The following is an 18,865-nucleotide window of genomic DNA, read 5'->3' as shown; positions in this document are numbered from 1 at the left end:
GTCTTGCATCCAGGGGCCAGTCCCACCTGCACATCACGCAACGTGACGAACAGTCAGCGTGCTTGACGAGACGCACCGCTCAAGTTCGAAGACCCGGTTTCGGTCGGGAGTGGGACGCGGGGCACCCGCCGGATGTGCACCCGCCGGGTGTGCGGCTCAGTCGCCCGCGGCCGCCAGCGCGGCACGCAGGTGGCCGCCGGACTCCTCCAGCAGGCGGGCGGCCGTCGGGCCGTCGACCTCGGCGAGGATGGCCAGGATCGCGTTCTTCACCTCGCCGCCCGACCCGGTGAGCGCCCTCTCGATCTCCGCGTCGGACGCCCCGGTGGCGAGGGCCACGATGCGGCGCGAACGGGCCCGCAGTTTCTCGTTGGAGGCGCGGACGTCGACCATCAGGTTCCCGTACGTCTTGCCGAGCCGGATCATCGTGATCGTCGACAGCATGTTCAGGACCAGCTTCTGGGCCGTGCCCGCCTTCAGCCGGGTGGAGCCGGTGAGCAGTTCGGGGCCGACGACGACCTCGATGCCGTGCTCGGCGGCGGCCGCGAGCGCGCTGTGCTCGTTGCAGGCCAGCCCGATGGTCAGGGCGCCCAGGGCGCGGGCGTGCTCGACCGCGCCGACGGCGTACGGGGTGCGGCCGGACGCGGAGACGCCGACGACGCTGTCGTCCGGGCCGAGCCCGAGCACGTCGAGGTCCGCGCGGGCCAGCTCCGCGGAGTCCTCCGCGCCCTCCACGGAGGTCACCATGGCCTCCCGTCCGCCCGCGATCAGGCCGACGACCTGCCCGGGGTCCGTGTTGAACGTGGGCGGACACTCGGAGGCGTCCAGCACACCGAGCCGGCCGGCGGTGCCCGCACCGGCGTAGATCAGGCGCCCGCCTCGCTCCATCCGCTCGGCGACGGCGTCGACGGCGGCGGCGATCCGGGGGAGCTGGGCGGCGACGGCGGCGGGCACGCCCGCGTCCTCGCCGTTCATCAGGCGGGCGATGTCGAGGGTGGGCAGCCGGTCGATGTCGGCGAGTTCGGGACGGAAGGCCTCGGTGGTCAGGGAGGCCAACTGGTCGCGCAGGTCTTGGGAGGTCATGGGGGGCGGCTCTCTCGGGTTCGGGTACCGGTTCGCGTGCTGTCGCTCGCCTGGAGAGGTCGGTGCGACGCCGGTGGTCACCTGGAGGTCGGTGCGATGCCGGGCGTCACCTGGGGCTGGTGCGGTGCCGGTGGGCCAGCGCCTCGTACGAAGCGGCCAGCGCGGGGGCGGCCGTCTCGTACGTCCGCTGCGCCACTCCCACGAACAGGCAGTCCACCACGAGCAGTTGACTGGTCCGCGAGGACATCGCGGCCGGGCGCAGCTCGGTCTCCCGTGAGGTGGACGTGGTCAGCACGTGGTCGGCGTACTGGGTGACCGGCGAGTCGGGCCGGCCCGTGATGGCCACGGTCGTGGCCCCGTGCTCGAAGGCGACCCGGAGCGGTTCGATGACGTCCCCCGTCGACCCGGAGTGCGTGATCGCGATCGCCACATCACCCGAACGGAGCTGCACCGCGTTGGTCACCGCGAGATGCGGATCGCTGTGCGCGTGGGCTATGAGGCCTATCCGGAGCAGCTTCTGGGTGAGGTCCTGGGCGACGAGCCCGGACGCCCCTATGCCGTACACATCGGTACGGCGGGCTCCGGCCAGCGCGGCGACGGCCGCGCCCAGTTGGGCGGTGTCGAGTCCGGCGGCCGTGTCCGCGAGCGTCTGCTGCTCCTCGTAGGCCAGCTTCGTGACGACGTCGGCGATCGGGTCGTCCACCGCGATGTCCGTCGTGATCGCGGGCGCGCGGCCCGACTCCTGCCGGGCGGCGAGGCCCGCGAGGGCGAGGCGCAGATCGCGGTAGCCGGGGTAGCCGAGCAGGCGGGCGGTGCGGACGACCGTCGCCTCGCTGGTGCCGGTGAGCTCGGCGAGGCCGGTGACCGTGAGGGCGGCGCAGCCGGCCGGGTCGTTCGCGACGGCTTCGGCGACGCGCTGCATGGACCGGGTCATGGACGGGGCGAGGGTGCGCACCTTGGCGGCGAGCGACCCGCCCGGCGTGCCGAAAATTTCCTTCACGTCCTGGGTCACATGTGAAAGATATTTTCGGTTCGGTGTCGTGGTCAAGAGTGCGCACAATGGGGGCATGGATCCCATCAGCCCTCTTGAACAGGCGTTGCACGCGGCCCGCGCCCTGGTGCTCGCCGATCTGGTCGCCGGACAGGTCGCCGAAGCCGACGTCGTCTCCCTGGTGGAGGACTCCCTCTCGCAGCGGCGCTGGTGGGTCGAACAGTGGCCGGAGGGCGTCGACTACGTGGCCGGGCTCGTCGCCCAGGACGTGCAGGACGCCCTGCTGGAGCGGTACGGCCGCTGGCCGCTGTGCCCGGTGTGCGGCTCCGGCGACCCGCACGCGCTGGACGTGGAACCGGAGCTGGGCCCCGACCCGTACTGGGTGTGCCACAAGACGGGCGTGAAGGTCGCCTCCGTGGGCGGGCTCGGGCAGGCCGCCGGCGGGATGTCGTCCTCGTGAGGCGCCCGTGACCGTGTACATCGACCCGCCCGCCTGGCCGGGCCACGGGCGCATGTGGTCGCACCTGGTCAGCGACGTGTCGTACGACGAACTGCACGCGTTCGCCGAGGGGTTGGGGGTGCCCCGTCGGGCCTTCGAACGCGACCACTACGACGTCCCGTCCCACCGGTACGCGGACGCGGTGGCCGCCGGTGCGGTGGAGGTCGGCAGCCGCGAGGTGGTGCGGCTGCTGACGGCCGCCGGCCTGCGCAGAAGGAAGGGGAGTCAGGCCCGGCGGTAGAAGAGCCGGAGCCCGCCCTCCATGCCGTGCTCCTCGTGCGCCGTGCGCTCCTCCTCCACGGTCGCCCGGGTGAATCCCGCCCGGCCGAGGACGTGCTGCGAGGGGAGGTTGGCCGACTCGACGGTCGCGATCACCGTGTCGACGTCGTCCCGGGCCAGCGCCCACTGTGTGAGGGTGCGGACGGCCTCGGTGGCATAGCCCTGGCCGCGAGCGCCCTCGACGAGGTCGTAGCCGATCTCCACGCGGCGCTCGTCGTCCGGGGCGCCGTGGAAGCCGATGCCGCCGATCGCCCGGCCGTCCTCGTGCCGGACGAGGGCGAAGACCCCGAACTCGGGCCGGTGCACGCCCGCTTCGTAGGCCTTCACCAGGAAGCCGGCGGCCTCCCGCGTCCCCTCGTACGGCCCGCCCTCGATCCAGGTGAAGCCGCCGTCGCCGCCCAGGCGCAGGTCGCGGGCGGCGGCCGGGCGGACCCCGGTGAGGGTGAAGCGTTCGGCGGGGAGGACCAGGTTGTTGGACCAGCGCCACTCGGTGACCGGGGCGCGGCCGGGCAGCTCGCCGCGGCCGGTCGCCCACAGCAGGGTCGGCCAGGGCGCGGGGCCGGGCTGGACGTGCGGGAAGAGCCAGGTCAGGACGGCCTCGGCGAGTTCCTCCGACGGCGTGTGGTCGACCCCGAGCCCCTCGGCGATGTCGTGCGTGTGCAGCAGGACCTCGGCGATCCCCATCGCCGCGAAGCCCTCGCGGTCGGCGCTGCGGAACGGGTACGGGTGGAAGGCGCGGACACCGGGCGGCGCGGTGCGCACGGCCGCGGCGAGCAGCGCGCCGGTCGTCTCGATGACGTGCACGAGGGCCGCGTTGTCGGAGCCGTCGTCGAGGGTGATGTCGAACGGAACGTACGCGTCCCGCGCACGCCCGGCCAGGTTGGCGGCGTACGCGATGAGATCCTCCGCGATGTGGAACGCCGTGGTCCGGCAGTCCCAGTCCAGCCGGCCGGCCTTGACCGCCCCCCAGTCCCGGCCCGTCACGGCCCCCAGCATCGCCGTACAACCCGCCACGGCCTCGGTCACATGGTCCCCGTCTATCGCTCGCATGGAGCGAACCCTAGGGGTGCGGGCCCTTCAGGGCGACAGCATTTCCAGCTCGGAGGCCAGGTTGTAGCGAGCCGTCGCCTCCCAGTGTTTGTGGCCGTAGGGGGTCCGGAACAGGGCCGGCAGGTCGAGGAGTTGACGCAGGATCGCGGATCGGCCTTCGCGGAAGGCCTCGTTCGGGACGAAGTGGTACTCCGCGCGGACCTCGTCGGCGTAGACGGCGTACGCCGAGGGGGGCGACGCGAGGATGGCCAGGTCGGCGTCGCAGAGGACCTGGCCGTCGGGGTCGTCGGCGGCGGGGGCGTGGGTGGTGGTGAGGCGGACCAGGCGGGCGACCTCGGCCGTCCTGGCCGCCGGGACGCCCGCCTCGGGCAGGGCGCGCTCGGCGAGGTGGGCCGAGCGTTCCTCGTTCTCGGAGCGCTCGGGGAGGTAGACCGCGTCGTGGAACCAGGCGGCCAGGCGTACGACGTCCGGGTCGGCGGCGTACGTCTCGAGGGTGTCGATGTGGTCGAGGACCGCGGTGAGGTGGGTCAGCGTGTGGTAGCGGCGCTGCGGTTCCTGCCAGCGGGTGAGGAGGCTCTCGGCGTAGGGGGCCGGGTCGGGGCCGGCGCCCGGGGCGCGGGCGCCTTCCAGGGCGCGGGCGAAGCGGAGGCGCAGGGCGTCGAGGTCGGCCGTGGGCTGCAGCATGTGCCCATTCTTCCGTGACGGGCGGAGGTGGACGAGCCGTCGCGGCCGGGCGCCGTGCGGGCCGGTGGTCCGCCCGCCCGGTACATCGGCGACGCCGCCACGCTCGTACGGCTCCACGCCGGACGGCCGCTGAACGGGGACGGGCATGAGCCGGCGGGGGTGACGGAGGGAGAGCTGAGCATCTTCGGGTGAGTGGGACCCGGGCGGGCGGGGTGCGGGCGTACTCTAAAATTGGACTAGACCTGTAGTCGCCGACGAATGCCGATGAATGCCGACGAATGGGGTGCCATGAGCAAGCGTGCAGTCCTGGAGGTGATCGCCCTCGACGCCGAGGACGCGGTCGCCGCCCAGGCCGGAGGCGCGGACCGCCTGGAGCTGGTCACCGAGATGGCGGCCGACGGGCTCACCCCGGCGCCCGCGACGGTCGCCGCGATCCGGGCCGCCGTCGACATCGACCTGCGCGTGATGCTGCGGCTGGCGGACGGATTCGCGGCCGGTGACGTGGAGCGGCTGGTGGAGGTCGCCGGCGAGCTGCGGGGCGCGGGCGCGGACCAGTTCGTGCTCGGGTTCCTCGACGCCCATGGGGGTGTCGACCTGGCCGCGGTGGAGCACGTCGTCGGCGCGCTCGGCGGCTGCCGCTGGACCTTCCACCGGGCGATCGACCGGGCCGCCGACCGCGACGCCCTGCGCAAGCAGCTGGCCGACCTGCCCGGCCTGGACACCTACCTGACCGCCGGCTCCGCCACCGGTGTGGACGAGGGCCTGTGCACCCTGGCCGCCGAGGCGGGCCGCCGGGGCGAGCCCGGCTACGGCCAGACGCTGCTGGTCGGCGGCGGCCTCCGCCTCGACCACGTCCCCGCCCTGCGCCGCGCCGGCATCGACGCCTTCCACATCGGCGGCGCGGCCCGGCCCGGGGGCTGGGAGGGGCCGGTCTCGGCGGAGGCGGTCGCGCGGTGGCGGGCGGTACTGGACGGCGGGACAGAGTAGAGCCCGCCGCGCCTTACCGCGCGAGCTGCGCGGGCAACGGCGCCGCGTGCGTGACGATCAGGCCCGACACCGCTCGGGTCAGGGCGACGTACAGGCGGCGCAGGCCCGTCCGTTCGTCGGGTTCGCCGTCGACCACCGCCTGCGGCTCGTCCAGGACCACGTAGTCGTACTCCAGACCCTTGGCGAGGGAGGCCGGGACCAGGGTCAGCCGGGTCTCGCGGGTGGTCTCCTCGCCCGGGGCCAGGTAGGGGATCCCGGCCGCGGTCAGCGCCTCGGTGAGGGCCGGAATGCGCGCGTCGGCCGCGATCAGACCGGTCGAGCCCTCGTTGTCCAGCAACTCCTCGCAGGCGGCGATCACTTCGGCCGTCTGTGTCGCGGTACGGACGTCGAAGAAGCCGGGGTTCTCACGGACGGAGGCGACCGGGGTGAGGCCGGGTGCGATGTGGGGGAGGAGACGGGAGGCGTACGTGATCACGTCCGTGGGGACGCGGAAACCGGCCGTCAGCTCCTCGACGACCCCGTCGCGCTTGCCGAGATGGGCCAGCGCCTCGTCCCAACTCCGCGTCGCCCAGGGCGTGGTGCCCTGCGCGAGGTCGCCGAGGACGGTGGCGCTTCCGGTGGTGCAGCGGCGGCCGACGGCCCGGTACTGCATGGGGGACAGGTCCTGAGCCTCGTCCAGGACGACATGGCCGAGCGAGTGCGTGCGCTGGATCAGGTCGGCCGCCTCGTCGATCAGCACCGCGTCCGCCGCCGACCACTTGGCCGACTTCACGCTGCGCACGGGCTTCGCCCACAGGATCGTCTTCTGCTCGTCCTCGTCCAGGATCCCTCCGGCGTGCTCGGCGAGGAAGTCCGCGTCGGTCAGCAGCCGCAGCACCAGCTTCGCCGGGTCGACCGCCGGCCAGCACACCTTGACGGCCGCCTTCACCGCGGTGTTGCGGGCGACGGCGTCCTGCACGCGGTCGTCCGGCGCCTCGCCCGCCCGCTCCATCTGCACCAGCACCGCGTGCGCGATCCGCTGCGGCAGGGCCTCGCGGGCGGCGCCGTAACGGATGTCCCGCTCCAGCAACTCGCTGACGAGCTCCTCCAGTTCGTAAGCGGGCACTCGCCAGCGCCGCGAGCCGCGCACCACGACGACCGGCTCGGTGGGCGGGGCCACGTGGGAGTACAGGGCCCGGCGCAGCACCTCGGCCATCCGGGCGTCGCCCTTGACGATCGCGGCGGCCGCGTCGTCCGCGCCGCGCGCCTCCACGTGGGCGACCAGGTCGTCCACCGTCGCCTGCCGCACGCTCAACTCGCCGAGCGCAGGGAGGACCTGCTCGATGTAGTGGAGGAAGGACCGGTTCGGCCCGATGACGAGCGTGCCGGTGCGGGCGAGCCGTTCCCGGTGGGCGTACAGCAGATAGGCGACCCGGTGCAGGCCTACGGCGGTCTTGCCGGTGCCGGGGCCTCCCTGGACGCAGACCGTGCCGGAGAGCCCGGAGCGGACGATCTCGTCCTGCTCGGGCTGGATGGTGGCGACGATGTCCCGCATGGGGCCGACGCGCGGCCGCTCGATCTCCTGCTGGAGCAGCTTGCTCGTGGCCGCCGCCCCCGACGAGTCAGCGGGGTCGGAGAGGTGCTCGTCCTCGTACGCGGTCAGGTCTCCGCCGGTGTAGCCGAACCGGCGGCGCAGCCCGACGTCCATCGGGTCCTTCTTCGAGGCCCGGTAGAACGGCTGGGAGACCGGGGCGCGCCAGTCGATGACCATGGGGTCGCCGTCCGCGTCGTGCACGTGCCGTCGCCCGATGTAGAACTGCTCGCCCTCGGCCCCTTCGGCCCGCTCGGCGCCCGGGGCGTGCAGGTAGTCGAGCCGCCCGAAGAAGAGGGGGGTGTCGCTGAGGTCGGCCAGCGCCTTGATGCGCTCGTCGATCTGGTGGGCGAGCGCGGCGGCGTTGACCCAGTTCGCGGTGACGTCCTTGATGTCCAGCGCCTCGACGTCCTCGCGCATCGCGCGCAGGGCGGCGCGGGAGCCGGCGAGGTGGGAGCGCTCTCGCGCGAGCGGGTCGCTCACGGGGGCGTCGGATCGGTCGCCGAGGGGGTCGCTCGCGGGGACGTCGAGTGGGTCGCCGAGAGGGTCGCCGAGGGGGTCGCGGGCGGGCGTGGACAAGGGAGTGCCTCCGGGTGGGCCTGATACGTGCGATACGCGGCTACGACGAGCGCCGTCCGTTTCCGGTACGACGCGTGCCGCCCGGTTTCCGGCCGGACGACGGCACTCCGCGAGGGAGGCGGGCAAGAGCGGAGATTCTAGGCGGGCGACGGTCACAGGGCCAATGGATTTTCCTGCCGCCTTTTCCACCCCGGATTTCCCCGCCCGCGTCTTTGCCCGCCCCCCGGGGCTTTCCGCGCCTTTCCGCGTCCTTCCGGCCCCTAGGGGACGGAACCCGTCCGGCGTAGGGGCGGCGTCCACCCGGGGGGCTACGAGGAGGCCTCCGGGATTGGACCCGGAGACCGATGCCGGATCGATGCGCGAAGTTCCACTATGGAGACATGAGCGCAGCAACCATCTCTCCAGCCCCATCCCGACCACCGACCGGTGCCACGGCCATGGACGGCCCTCGGCACCACCCGCTGGGCAACGCCCTGCGTGCGATCAAGGTCTACGCGGAAGCCGCGTTCGGTGTCGTGATCCTCGGCGAGTACGGCGAGGAGGCGGGCATACATCACAAGTGACCGCATAGGGTCGTCTCCGTGCCGAAACGGTCGGTGGTGTCCCTCCTCTTCCTCGCGGTCTCCCTCTGTTCCTTCGCCGCCCTGTGCGTGCTGCAGCGGGCCCCGATGGCCGACCTGCTGGTCTACCGGGCCGAGGGCACCGCGGTGTCCCACGGCGACGACCTGTACGGCTTCACGGTCACCGAGTGGCGACTGCCGGCGACCTACCCGCCCTTCGCGGCGGCTTTGTTCGTTCCCACGACCTGGATCCCGGTCCCGGCCCTGAAAGCGGCGTTCCTCGCGGTCAACGCACTCCTGCTCACCGGCCTCGTCGCCCTCTCCGCGCGCCTGGCCTCCCGCGCCGCCCCGCCCCTCCCCCTCCCCGCGCCCCTCCCCCTGCCCGTCCTCTGCACGGCCACGGCCCTCGCCGTCTGGCTCGAGCCGGTCTTCCAGACGCTCCTGTTCGGCCAGATCAATCTCGCCGTCACCTGCCTGGTCCTGTGGGACCTGACCCGGCCGCCCCGCACCCGCGCGACAGATCCGGCGATGGGCCGCGCCACGGGCCTGGCCCTCGGCCTGGCGACGGGGATCAAGCTCACGCCGGCGGTCTTCATCGCCTACCTGTTCCTGCGCGGACGCGGAAGGGAGGCGGCCACCGCGACGGCCGCCTTCATCGGCACGGTCCTGCTCGGCGCCGTGCTGCTGCCCTCCGCCAGCGCCGAGTTCTGGACCCGACGCCTCTACGACACCGGAAGGGTGGGCAAGGCATGGATCGTGGACAACCAGTCCCTGCAGGGCATGATCGCCCGTGCGCTGCACGACCCGTCACCGGGCCTCGCCTGGGCGTTGCCGGCGGCGGCCGTGGGCACGGCGGGCCTGTGGCTGGCGGTCCGCGTGGGCGCCCGCGAGGAACGGTACGGCGTCCTCCTGGCCGCCCTCACCGCCCTGCTGATCTCCCCGATCAGCTGGTCCCACCACTGGGTGTGGTGCGTGCCGCTGCTCGCCGTGCTTCTGGCCGAGGGCCGCGTCCGCCTCGCGGTCCTGACGGCGGTCCTCTTCACCGCCCGCACCCTGTGGCTGGTCCCGCACGCGGGCGACCGGGACCTGCGGCTGCCCTGGTGGGAGCAGCCCCTGGCGGCGCCCTACCCGCTGCTGGGCCTGGCCCTGCTCGGCGCGGCCTTCGCCGCCCGGCTCTCCAAGAGGACCGCTCAGCCCTCGGCGAGGATCTCGTCCGCGTCCACGATCCGGTAGGCGTAGCCCTGCTCGGCCAGGAAGCGCTGACGGTGCGCGGCGAAGTCCTGGTCGATGGTGTCGCGGGCGACGACCGAGTAGAAGTGGGCCTGGTGGCCGTCGGCCTTCGGGCGCAGCACGCGGCCGAGGCGCTGGGCCTCCTCCTGGCGGGAGCCGAAGGTGCCGGAGACCTGGACGGCGACCGTGGCCTCGGGCAGGTCGATGGAGAAGTTGGCGACCTTGGAGACGACCAGCACGCTGATCTCGCCCTCGCGGAAGGCGTCGAAGAGCTTCTCGCGCTGGGCGTTGGAGGTCTCGCCCTTGATGACGGGGGCGTTCAGATGCTCGCCCAGCTCGTCCAGCTGGTCGATGTACTGGCCGATGACCAGGATCTGCTGCCCCGCGAACCGGCGGACGATCGCCTCCGTGACCTTCCGCTTGGTGTCGGTGGTGGCGCAGAAGCGGTACTTCTCCTCCGTCTCGGCGGTGGCGTACGCCAGCCGCTCGGAGTCCGTGAGGTTGACGCGGACCTCGACGCAGTCCGCGGGCGCGATGTAGCCCTGCGCCTCGATCTCCTTCCAGGGCGCGTCGAACCGCTTCGGCCCGATCAGCGAGAACACGTCCGACTCGCGGCCGTCCTCGCGAACCAGGGTCGCGGTCAGCCCCAGCCGGCGCCGCGCCTGGAGATCGGCCGTGAACTTGAAGACGGGGGCCGGCAGCAGGTGCACCTCGTCGTAGACGATCAGGCCCCAGTCCCGGGAGTCGAAGAGTTCGAGGTGCGGGTAGACGCCCTTCCGCCTGGTCGTCAGCACCTGGTAGGTGGCGATCGTGACCGGGCGGATCTCCTTCCGCGTGCCGCTGTACTCGCCGATCTCGTCCTCGGTCAGCGAGGTCCGCTTCACCAGCTCGTGCTTCCACTGCCGGGCCGAGACGGTGTTGGTGACGAGGATCAGGGTGGTGGACTTGGCCTGCGCCATGGACCCGGCGCCGACCAGCGTCTTGCCCGCACCGCACGGCAGGACGACGACACCGCTGCCGCCGTGCCAGAAGTTCTCGACGGCCTGCTTCTGGTACGGGCGCAGCGTCCAGCCGTCCTCGAGCAGCTCGATCGGGTGCGCCTCGCCGTCCACGTACCCGGCGAGGTCCTCGGCCGGCCAGCCCAGCTTCAGCAGGGTCTGCTTGATCTGCCCGCGCTCGGAGGGGTGCACGACCACGGTGTCCTGGTCGATGCGCGCCCCGACCAGCGGGGCGATCCGCTTGGACTTCAGCACCTCCTCCAGCACGGGCCGGTCGGTGGTGGTGAGGACGAGCCCGTGCGCCGGGTGCTTGCTGAGGGTCAGCCGCCCGTAGCGGTCCATCGTCTCGGCGATGTCGACCAGCAGCGCGTGCGGCACCGGATACCGGCTGTACTGCACCAGCGCGTCGACGACCTGCTCGGCGTCGTGCCCCGCCGCCCGCGCGTTCCACAGGCCGAGCGGGGTGACCCGGTAGGTGTGGATGTGCTCGGGCGCCCGCTCCAGCTCGGCGAAGGGCGCGATGGCCCGACGGCAGTCGTCCGCCTGCTCGTGGTCCACCTCGAGCAGCAGAGTCTTGTCGGATTGGACGATCAGCGGTCCGTTCACCTACGTACTTCCCTTCCGCACGGCCAAACATCCAGTGTGCCCCACCGGCGGATGATCAGGGCGGGGCGCGACAGCCGGCCGGGCCGTGACCGACGGGCCATGCGGGTCCGGCTAGCCCTCCGCCAGTTCGGCGACTCCGGTGATCCGGTGCAGGGGGTAGGTGCGCACCTCGTCGGCGGTGTGGTCGTACGCCGTCACGAAGCCGCCCTCGACGCGGATCGGGGCGATGACGCGCTGGCTGGCGGAGCCCTCGGCGTTGACGTAGCCGACCCACAGGGACTCGCCGGTCAGGACGGCGGTCTGCACGGTGGCCAGGGTCTCGGCGGAACTGGTGCGGGGCAGCTCGCCGCCGGCCGGCGCGGTGCCGGCGGACTTGCGCGGGGTGGTGGCGGCCAGGTCGCCGGCCCGGATCGCGCGGATCGCGGCGGCGAGAAGCGTGGCGTCGGGCGGCGGCGGGCCGTCCGGCACCGGCTCGGGTGCGGTGCGCGGCAGGGTGCGGTGGGCGTCGGGGCGGGTGATCAGGACGTCGCCCTCGGCGGACTCCGCGGCCGGCGCGTAACCCATCGCGCGCAGGCCCTCCAGCAGGGTGCCCGGGTCGGCCTGGGCGGCCAGCACCGTCGGGGCGAGGCGGCGCAGGCGCAGAGCGGCCGCGCGCTTGTCGGCGAGGATCTCGTTCAGCAGGGCGTCGTCGTCGCAGCGCACGTACGCCGAGGCGGCGCCGACCCGCAGATGGCCGTGCTTACGGGCCACGTCGTCGATCAGATAGGCGAGCGGCTGCGGGACCGGGGTGCGGGAGTGCGAGGTGAGGAAGGCGTGCAGGTCGGCGGCGGTCCGGCCGGCGTCCAGGGCACGCCGGACGGAAGCCGGTGTGAAGCGGTACACGGTCGCGCCGCCCTTGGACTCGACGTCCGCGAGCACCCCGAGCATCTCCGCGAGCGGCCGTTGCAGCGGGCCGGGGGCGACCGCGGTCAGGTCGGCCTGGAGGAGGACGTGGTCCAGGGGCGCGGGCAGCAGCGGAGCCAGCAGCCGCACCGCCGCGGCGGTGGCCGTGGCCTGTGCGGCGGGCGCGAGGGGTTCCACGGGGGCGGGGTGGTGGTGATGGTGGACGGGCAGCTTGTCGCCGGGACCGGAGGGCGGCGGGGTGTCGGCGGGGGCCGGTGCGGGTGCGGGGGCGCCCAGCAGCTCCCTGCCCTGCGCGGACAGCGCCCCGCGCCCGGTGACACCCAGCAGCTCCGCCTCCGACAGGGTCCAGCGGGCCAGACGCGAGCGCAGATCCTCCTCGCCCTCGGGCCGCGGGCCGCGCAGCGGCCGCTCCCAGCGCAGCCGGGCCAGCACCGACTCGGCCGTGGGCGCGGCGCCCGCCGGGAGCCCCGCGAGCAGGGTCAGCACCCGGCGCCGGACCTCCGGCGCGGCCGACCGGTCGAGTCCCGGGCCCAGCGCGGACAGCGAGCGGTCCTTCGCGTCCCGCCCACCGACCACCCCCGAAGTGCGGGTGGCCGTCAGCCAGGCCTCGACGAGGTGGCCCCAGCGTTCGGCGGCGGGCCGCTCCAGCCACGCGTCGTAGGCGGGGGTCGCCGCGTACCGCTCGTCGGCCTCGCCGTCGGAGGCGAGCAGGCCGGCCGCGTAGGCCAGCTCGACCCAGAACGCGGCGACCGGTTCGGACACGTCCAGGGCGACGGCGGTCCGCTTCAGGTCCCGCACGCTCAGGCCGCCGGCCCGCAGCACGGCCGGCCCGCCCTCGTCCCAGTCCTTCAGCAGCTCCTCGACGGTGGCGAGGGCGGTGTAGGCCTGCCCGGCCGCCGTCGCGTCCACCATCCGCGCCCCGTGCACCGCGGCCGGCTCGACGGCGGGCGGCAGCGGCTCGGGCGTCCGGTGCGCGCGGCCCTCGCGCAGGTGCAGGGCGACCTCGCGGGGCAGGACGACGGTGCCCGGCGCGGTCGGCAGCAGCAGGCCGCGGTCCAGCAGCCAGCGCAGATGGGCCGCCGGTTCCGCGGTGACCTGCCCGTACGGCGGCCCCCACACCAGCCGGGACAGCACCTCCCGGGAGGCCTCCGGGGCCTTGGCGAGCAGGGCCGCCATCCGCTTGCGGTCGGTGAACAGCCCGGTGAGCGCGGCCACGGCGGAGACCGAGTCGTGGGTCGAGGGCAGCCCGGCGGTGGCGACGATCTCCTGCATCCGTCCCGGGGACATGCCCGAGGTGGCCTCCTGCACGCTCGGTCCCAGGCCGGTCGGGGAGGGGTGCTGCGGGGACGGCGCGAGCAGTTCGCGTGCGGTGCGCACCAGCCGCAGCCGGTCGTCGTCGCCCCACACCAGCGCCTGTTCGCGCAGGGTGGCGACGGCGCGGGGCAGCGCGGCGGTGACGGTCTCGTCCCGGGCGTCCCCGGCCAGCAGGCCGAGCACGGTGTCGTACGACGCCGGGTCCGGGGCGACGGCCAGGGTCTCCGCCGTCTGCAGGGCGAACCGGTCCAGCCGTTCCAGGGCGCGCAGGACGGAGGCGCGGGTGCCGGCCCGGGTGGCCAGTTGGGTGAGGTCGGTGGGGACCGGGGTGATGAGATCGGGTCGGCTGCGCAGGAGCGCGGCCAGCGAGGCGTCGTCCCGTGCGCGGAGTGCTTCCGCGAGGGACCGGGGGGCCGCCGGCTTCTCCTCGGTGCTCATCTGACTCACGTTAGCGGTTGCCGTCCGCGAGGGCTGCGCCCGCGCACCCTTCACCCGCGCCGCACTCGCCGCGCGCGGTTCGGCGGCGCCGGACTGCGCTACCTTCCTCACGGGGTTGTGCCGCCGTCGCCCCGGAGGGGTTCCGTTGGGGATCGAAAGCGACCAGGTCGTCTACGAGTATCTGAGCCGTGTCGGGGACATCGCTCAGCAGCGGCAGTTGCCGTCGGCCACGCGGATGCGGCTGGTGTCGGAGCTGCGGAACGAGATCGACCGGCACCGGGCCAAGGCGACCGTGGACAGTCCCGCCGCCGTCCGCCGCATCCTGGACCGCCTGGGCTCCCCGGACGAGGTGGTGGAGGCCGCGGGTGGCTCAGCCGGCGGCACCGGTGCCACGCGGGTGCCTCAGCCGCCGTCCGCCGCGGTGCCTGCGCAGCCGGTGCCGCGAGAGCGGGAGCCGAAAGCGGCGCGGAAGTCCGGGTCGATGTCCGCGGCGGAGTCGGATTCGGAGGCTGATCTGGGGGAGAAGCGCAAGGGGCTGCGCAGGGTGGTCCCGCGTCCCCGCCCCGCCGAGCCGGCGCCGCCCGCCCCGGCCGGCGGCGCGTCCCCGCCGCATCTCGCCCCGGCGCACGAACTCGGGGACAGCGTCACCGAGCCCGACTGGTGGCGGGTGGAGAACAGCCCGTTCGGTTCGGCGGGCGGCGACCATGTGCCGGGGTTCGTCGGCGGTGTGGAGATCCCGGACCTGCTCAAGCGTCCACCGACGGAGGAGGAGAAGGCGGCCGAGAAGGAGAAGGAGGCGGAACCGGAGCCCGGTGCGGCGAAGCGGGCGGCCCCCGACCCCGCCGCCCCCCGCCGTGCCCGCCTTCTGCTGCCCCGCCCCGCGGCCGGCTGGACCAACCCCCTCCTGCTGCTGGCCGCCGCCGCGCTGGTCGTCGGTGCCGTGCTCGGCAACTGGTTCGCGCTGATCCTCGGCTGGCTGATCGCGTACGGCTCCCGCCGGCTGTCCCCCGCCGAGTCCAAGTGGGCCGTCATGGTCATCCCCGGCCTCTCCGTCGCCTCCGGCTTCCTCTGGCTGTGGGGCCGCGACAGCGGCCGCTGGGGCGCCCCGATCGCGCAGGGCCACATGAGTGACGCTCTCGCTGAGACGTGGCCGTGGGTGGTCCGGGGAGCGGCGGTGGCGTCGGCACTGTTCCTCTTGTGGCGCTCCCAGCGAAAGAAGTAACCGATGGGGCCCCGCCGTTGGGGTTCCTGTTCGTCTCCCGGGTGCGGGTCCGTCGTGGTCGTTCGCGCAGTTCCCCGCGCCCCTGGGCAGGTGCGCCCAAGCGAGCCGCAGGGGCGCCGGTGCCGATCGCGCCCGACGGCCCCGCAACTCCCTGGGGGCGCCGGTGTCCCTCGCGACCGACGGTCCTGCAACTCCCCAGGGGCGCGGGGAACTGCGCGACCAGCCCCCGCGCACCCGCACCCGGCACTCCACAGGCACCCCCCTCCACGCATCCCCGTCGGCCGAGCCCCCGGAGGGAACCGGCACAATGGCGGGCATGACCCTTACCGTCGGCTTCGATCTGGACATGACCCTCATTGACTCTCGCCCGGGGATCAGAGCGTGCTACCTCGCGTTGGCGGAGCGCACGGGGACGTACATCGACGCCGATCTCGCGGTGACCCGGCTGGGGCCGCCGCTGGCGGAGGAGTTGGTGAACTGGTTCCCGGAGCACGAGGTCCCGGCGGTGGCGGACCTGTACCGGGAGATGTACCCGTCGATCGCCATAGCCGCGACCCCCGCCATGCAGGGCGCCCGGGAGGCGGTGGGCGCCGTGCGTGAGGCCGGTGGCCGGACGATGGTGGTCACGGCGAAGTACGAGCCGAACGCGAAGCTGCACCTGGACCACCTCGGCATCGAGCCCGACGTGGTCGTGGGCGACCTGTGGGCCGAGCAGAAGGCGGCGGCGCTGCGCGAGCACGGCGCGGCCGTGTACGTCGGCGACCACGTCGGCGACGTGCGCGGAGCGCGCATGGCGGGGGCGCTCTCGGTCGCCGTGGTGACGGGGCCGTGCGACGCAGACGAACTGCGCGCCGCCGGAGCGGACGTCGTGCTCGACGACCTCTCCGCGTTCCCGGCCTGGCTGGCGGGCTACCGCGTGGCGCCCCGCGCCTGACGCCGGCCGGCCGCGACCGACCGCAGCACACCCGCACCGGCGACGAGGAAGCCGACGGCCATGAGCATGCTCATACCGAACATGTAGGTCGGAAAAGGCTTCGCGCCGAGGAGCAGCGGGGCCACTGTGACGAGTGTGGCCACGGCCCCGACGAAGAAGACGATGACTCCGGCGCGGATCAGTCGGTCACCGGGCCCGGCGGAATTCGTTTGGGTTTTGTCACGCACCGGACCAGGGTAGTTCCCAGCCCGAGAGAACGACCGGGGGACGTCTTGTCACCCGCCCGAAGAGCATTAGCCTTGACAGCGCTTGGTATCGGCGGGTCGTGGTCGACCCGCTCTCGTGCTATCAAGAGCCGTTTCCGAAGTAGTTTTCCCGACGAGTACGAGGACGAGGACAGACGGTGCCCACCGGCAAGGTCAAGTGGTTCAACAGTGAGAAGGGCTTCGGCTTTCTCTCCCGCGACGACGGCGGTGACGTCTTCGTCCATTCCTCGGTTCTCCCCGACGGAGTCGATGTGCTCAAGCCGGGACAGCGCGTGGAGTTCGGCGTCGTCGCCGGTCAGCGCGGTGACCAGGCGCTCTCCGTGACCGTGCTCGAGCCCGCGCCCTCGGTCGCGGCCGCACAGCGCAAGAAGCCGGACGAGCTGGCCTCGATCGTGCAGGACCTGACGACCCTTCTCGAGAACATCACGCCGCAGCTGGAGAGGGGCCGGTACCCGGAGAAGGCCGCCGGAAAGAAGATCGCCGGCCTTCTGCGAGCCGTCGCCGACCAGCTGGACGTCTGAGAAGCGTCAGGGAAAAGCGAGCGCATCCGGGCCGAGGGGCAGGAAAAGCCCCTCGGCCACCGGGCGCGTCAGGGGAACAGGAGCGCCTCGGGTCCGAGCGCGGGTACCAGCCCCTCGGCCGCCGCGCGCGTGAGCAGGCCGCGGATCGCGGCGTAGCCGTCCTCGCCGAGGGCGGAGGTGAACTCGTTGACGTACAGGCCGATGTGCTGGTCGGCGACCGCGGGGTCCATCTCCTGCGCGTGTTCCATGACGTAGGGGCGGGAGGCCTCGGGGTCGTCCCAGGCCGCGTGCACCGACGTGTGGATGGCCTCGGCCAGCCGCTTCAGCGTGTCCGCGCCCAGCGAGCGCTTGGCGATGATCGCGCCCAGCGGGATCGGCAGCCCGGTCGTGCGCTCCCAGTGCTCGCCCATGTCGGCGAGCTTGTGCAGCCCGTAGTTCTGGTAGGTGAAGCGGGCCTCGTGGATGACGAGTCCGGCGTCCACCTTGCCGTCCCGCACGGCCGGCATGATCTCGTGGAACGGCATGACGACGATCTCGCCGACCCCGCCGGGCAGGGTGTCGGCGGCCCACAGGCGGAACAGCAGGTACGCGGTCGACTTCTCGCTCGGCACCGCCACCGTGCGCCCCGTGAGGTCGGCCCCCGGCTCGCGCGTGAGCACGAGCGGCCCGCAGCCGCGGCCCAGCGCCCCGCCGCACGGCAGCAGCGCGTACTCGTCCAGGACGTACGGCAGGACGGCGTACGACACCTTCAGCACGTCGAACTCGCCGCGCTCGGCCATCCCGTTGGTGATGTCGATGTCGGCGAAGGTCACGTCCAGCTTCGGGGCGCCGGGGACGCGGCCGTGGGCGAGGGCGTCGAAGACGAAGGTGTCGTTGGGGCAGGGCGAGTAAGCGATCTGCAGGGACTGCTGCGGGGACTGGTCAGGGGACTGGTCAGTGGTCGTCATGCGGGTTCCAACTCTCCAATGCGGGCGCGAGCTTCCCGAAGCCCTCGGTGAGGGCGGCGAGAGCGTCGCCGATGCGCCAGGCGGCGCGGTCGCGCGGTCCGACCGGGTTGGACACCGCGCGGATCTCCAGCACGGGCACCCCGTGCGCGGCGGCCGCCTCGGCGACCCCGAACCCCTCCATGCCCTCGGCGAGGGCTCTCGGGTGGCGGGCGCGCAGTGCGGCGGCGCGTTCGGCGGTGCCGGTCACGGTGGAGACGGTCAGGACGGTGCCGGGGCGCGCTCCGACGGCCTCGGACACACCTCGTACGAGTGATTCCGGCGCCGTATGGGTGATGGTTCCGAAGCCGAGGTCGGTGACCGGGAGGAACCCTTCGGCGGTCTCGGCGCCCAGATCGGCCGCGGTGATCGTGTCGGCGACGACGAGCGAGCCGAGCGGTGCCTCGGGCTGGAAGCCGCCACCGATGCCGGCCGAGACGACGAGGCCGTACGGGGTGCCGGCGAGCGCGGCGGCGGTGAGGGCGGCCGCGGTGGAGGCGGCGGCCAGGGCGGGGCCCACACCGGCGGCCAGGAGGTCGTACCGGGTGTGCCCGGCGGCCGTGCGGTGCAGGGACGCGCCCGGCAGCCGTATCTCCTCGGCCGGCGCCGAGAACGCCCGTGCCACCGCGTCCCGTTCGGCGGGGACCGCGGTGGCCACGAGGATGTTCATGCGGACGTCAGCCGTGTTCAGGCCTTCTTGAGCTTGAAGGTCCACAGGCCCTTGGCCACCTTCTCACCCATCTGGATCGAGACCGTGTTGGTGTCGCCCTGGGTGCCGTACTGGGCGTTGAAGAAGGCGCTGCCGGGGATCGTGCGGTACGTCTTCTTGCTGGCGTCGGTGAACTGACGGCCGTTCACCAGGAGGACCCAGCCCTCGTCGGCGATCTTCGGGTCGACGCCGAAGCGGACCGTCTCGTCCTGGTCCACCTTGAGCGACTTGATGTCGCCGGTCTTCTTGACGCACTTGGCCAGCGACGCGGCGTCCAGGGCGTTGCCGTCGTTGTAGCAGAGGGCCTCGGAGTTGACCGAGCTATCCCCGATGGTGACCGTCGCGACGGGCGACGGCTTCTCACAGGCGGACAGGAGGAGCAGTCCGGCGGAAACGGCGCCGGCGACAGCGACGGCGCGGCGGCGTCGCGAGGCGGATTGCAGCGAGGTCATGGCGGAAGGC

General features: G+C 73.3%; 20 protein-coding genes. 9 read left to right on the top strand and 11 right to left on the bottom strand.

Going from position 1 to position 18,865, the window contains the following annotated elements; translation table 11 throughout:
• Positions 1 to 156: 156 nt before the first annotated feature.
• A complete protein-coding gene (murQ, locus tag ACWD5D_RS33150; protein WP_451376488.1) occupies positions 157 to 1,080 on the bottom strand; it encodes an N-acetylmuramic acid 6-phosphate etherase in 924 nt (307 codons plus the stop codon).
• 106 nt (positions 1,081 to 1,186) lie between these two features.
• Positions 1,187 to 2,092, bottom strand: a complete 906-nt coding sequence (locus ACWD5D_RS33145) for a MurR/RpiR family transcriptional regulator (protein WP_451376487.1) — start codon at positions 2,090 to 2,092, stop codon at positions 1,187 to 1,189.
• Positions 2,093 to 2,147: 55 nt separating this feature from the next.
• On the opposite strand from ACWD5D_RS33145, the gene ACWD5D_RS33140 reads away from it, so the two are divergent.
• On the top strand, positions 2,148 to 2,531 hold the full coding sequence (locus tag ACWD5D_RS33140) for a hypothetical protein (protein ID WP_451376486.1): 384 nt from the start codon (positions 2,148 to 2,150) through the stop codon (positions 2,529 to 2,531).
• 7 nt (positions 2,532 to 2,538) lie between these two features.
• Positions 2,539 to 2,811 (top strand): DUF4031 domain-containing protein, encoded by a 273-nt coding sequence (locus tag ACWD5D_RS33135; RefSeq protein WP_451376485.1) that lies wholly within the window; start codon positions 2,539 to 2,541, stop codon positions 2,809 to 2,811.
• Here the strand turns inward: ACWD5D_RS33135 and ACWD5D_RS33130 are convergent.
• Positions 2,796 to 3,875: a GNAT family N-acetyltransferase gene (locus ACWD5D_RS33130; protein ID WP_451376494.1), complete on the bottom strand. Its 1,080-nt coding sequence runs from the start codon at positions 3,873 to 3,875 to the stop codon at positions 2,796 to 2,798. The two genes, ACWD5D_RS33135 and ACWD5D_RS33130, sit on opposite strands and share 16 nt — an antisense overlap.
• Positions 3,876 to 3,926: 51 nt before the next feature.
• On the bottom strand, positions 3,927 to 4,583 hold the full coding sequence (locus ACWD5D_RS33125; RefSeq protein WP_451376484.1) for an HD domain-containing protein: 657 nt from the start codon (positions 4,581 to 4,583) through the stop codon (positions 3,927 to 3,929).
• A gap of 27 nt (positions 4,584 to 4,610) precedes the next feature.
• Between ACWD5D_RS33125 and ACWD5D_RS33120 the strand changes: the two genes are divergently transcribed.
• Positions 4,611 to 4,775 (top strand): hypothetical protein, encoded by a 165-nt coding sequence (locus tag ACWD5D_RS33120; protein WP_451376483.1) that lies wholly within the window; start codon positions 4,611 to 4,613, stop codon positions 4,773 to 4,775.
• 96 nt (positions 4,776 to 4,871) lie between these two features.
• Positions 4,872 to 5,570 (top strand): copper homeostasis protein CutC, encoded by a 699-nt coding sequence (locus ACWD5D_RS33115; protein WP_451376482.1) that lies wholly within the window; start codon positions 4,872 to 4,874, stop codon positions 5,568 to 5,570.
• Between the two features lie 13 nt (positions 5,571 to 5,583).
• Here ACWD5D_RS33115 and ACWD5D_RS33110 read toward each other — a convergent pair whose 3' ends face one another.
• A complete protein-coding gene (locus tag ACWD5D_RS33110) occupies positions 5,584 to 7,719 on the bottom strand; it encodes a HelD family protein (protein ID WP_451376481.1) in 2,136 nt (711 codons plus the stop codon).
• A gap of 380 nt (positions 7,720 to 8,099) precedes the next feature.
• Between ACWD5D_RS33110 and ACWD5D_RS33105 the strand changes: the two genes are divergently transcribed.
• Positions 8,100 to 8,282 carry a hypothetical protein gene (locus tag ACWD5D_RS33105; protein WP_451376480.1) on the top strand — a complete coding sequence of 61 codons (183 nt, stop codon included), beginning with the start codon at positions 8,100 to 8,102 and terminating at the stop codon, positions 8,280 to 8,282.
• A gap of 105 nt (positions 8,283 to 8,387) precedes the next feature.
• A complete protein-coding gene (locus tag ACWD5D_RS33100) occupies positions 8,388 to 9,512 on the top strand; it encodes a glycosyltransferase 87 family protein (RefSeq protein ID WP_451376493.1) in 1,125 nt (374 codons plus the stop codon).
• Here ACWD5D_RS33100 and ACWD5D_RS33095 read toward each other — a convergent pair.
• Positions 9,470 to 11,113, bottom strand: coding sequence for a DNA repair helicase XPB (locus tag ACWD5D_RS33095; protein ID WP_451376479.1), 1,644 nt, complete (start codon positions 11,111 to 11,113; stop codon positions 9,470 to 9,472). The genes ACWD5D_RS33100 and ACWD5D_RS33095 overlap by 43 nt on opposite strands.
• Positions 11,114 to 11,224: 111 nt before the next feature.
• Positions 11,225 to 13,768, bottom strand: coding sequence for a helicase C-terminal domain-containing protein (locus ACWD5D_RS33090; protein WP_451376478.1), 2,544 nt, complete (start codon positions 13,766 to 13,768; stop codon positions 11,225 to 11,227).
• Positions 13,769 to 13,913: 145 nt separating this feature from the next.
• On the opposite strand from ACWD5D_RS33090, the gene ACWD5D_RS33085 reads away from it, so the two are divergent.
• Together ACWD5D_RS33085 and ACWD5D_RS33080 are read left to right on the top strand one after the other, a co-directional pair.
• Positions 13,914 to 14,990, top strand: coding sequence for a hypothetical protein (locus ACWD5D_RS33085; RefSeq protein ID WP_451376477.1), 1,077 nt, complete (start codon positions 13,914 to 13,916; stop codon positions 14,988 to 14,990).
• A gap of 316 nt (positions 14,991 to 15,306) precedes the next feature.
• On the top strand, positions 15,307 to 15,924 hold the full coding sequence (locus ACWD5D_RS33080; RefSeq protein WP_451376476.1) for an HAD family hydrolase: 618 nt from the start codon (positions 15,307 to 15,309) through the stop codon (positions 15,922 to 15,924).
• Here ACWD5D_RS33080 and ACWD5D_RS33075 read toward each other — a convergent pair.
• Positions 15,900 to 16,151, bottom strand: a complete 252-nt coding sequence (locus ACWD5D_RS33075) for a hypothetical protein (RefSeq protein ID WP_451376475.1) — start codon at positions 16,149 to 16,151, stop codon at positions 15,900 to 15,902. The two genes, ACWD5D_RS33080 and ACWD5D_RS33075, sit on opposite strands and share 25 nt — an antisense overlap.
• Before the next feature lie 176 nt (positions 16,152 to 16,327).
• Between ACWD5D_RS33075 and ACWD5D_RS33070 the strand changes: the two genes are divergently transcribed.
• Positions 16,328 to 16,711, top strand: coding sequence for a cold-shock protein (locus tag ACWD5D_RS33070; protein WP_451376474.1), 384 nt, complete (start codon positions 16,328 to 16,330; stop codon positions 16,709 to 16,711).
• A 68-nt stretch (positions 16,712 to 16,779) separates the two neighbouring features.
• Here ACWD5D_RS33070 and ACWD5D_RS33065 read toward each other — a convergent pair whose 3' ends face one another.
• Genes ACWD5D_RS33065 through ACWD5D_RS33055 form a run of 3 tightly spaced genes read right to left on the bottom strand, consistent with a single transcriptional unit; the run spans position 16,780 to position 18,855 of the window.
• Positions 16,780 to 17,658 (bottom strand): 1,4-dihydroxy-6-naphthoate synthase, encoded by an 879-nt coding sequence (locus ACWD5D_RS33065; RefSeq protein ID WP_451376473.1) that lies wholly within the window; start codon positions 17,656 to 17,658, stop codon positions 16,780 to 16,782.
• The gene (locus ACWD5D_RS33060; protein WP_451376492.1) at positions 17,645 to 18,364 is read right to left on the bottom strand and encodes a futalosine hydrolase; all 720 of its coding nucleotides are present in this window, start codon (positions 18,362 to 18,364) and stop codon (positions 17,645 to 17,647) included. Before ACWD5D_RS33060 ends, ACWD5D_RS33065 begins: the two co-directional genes overlap by 14 nt.
• Before the next feature lie 17 nt (positions 18,365 to 18,381).
• A complete protein-coding gene (locus ACWD5D_RS33055; protein WP_451376472.1) occupies positions 18,382 to 18,855 on the bottom strand; it encodes a DUF2771 domain-containing protein in 474 nt (157 codons plus the stop codon).
• Between the last annotated feature and the right edge of the window lie 10 nt (positions 18,856 to 18,865).

The sequence above is a fragment of the Streptomyces sp. NPDC002520 genome (assembly GCF_053595235.1).
Note: the sequence above shows the minus strand (reverse complement) of the source record. Positions and strands in the feature narration are given on the sequence as shown.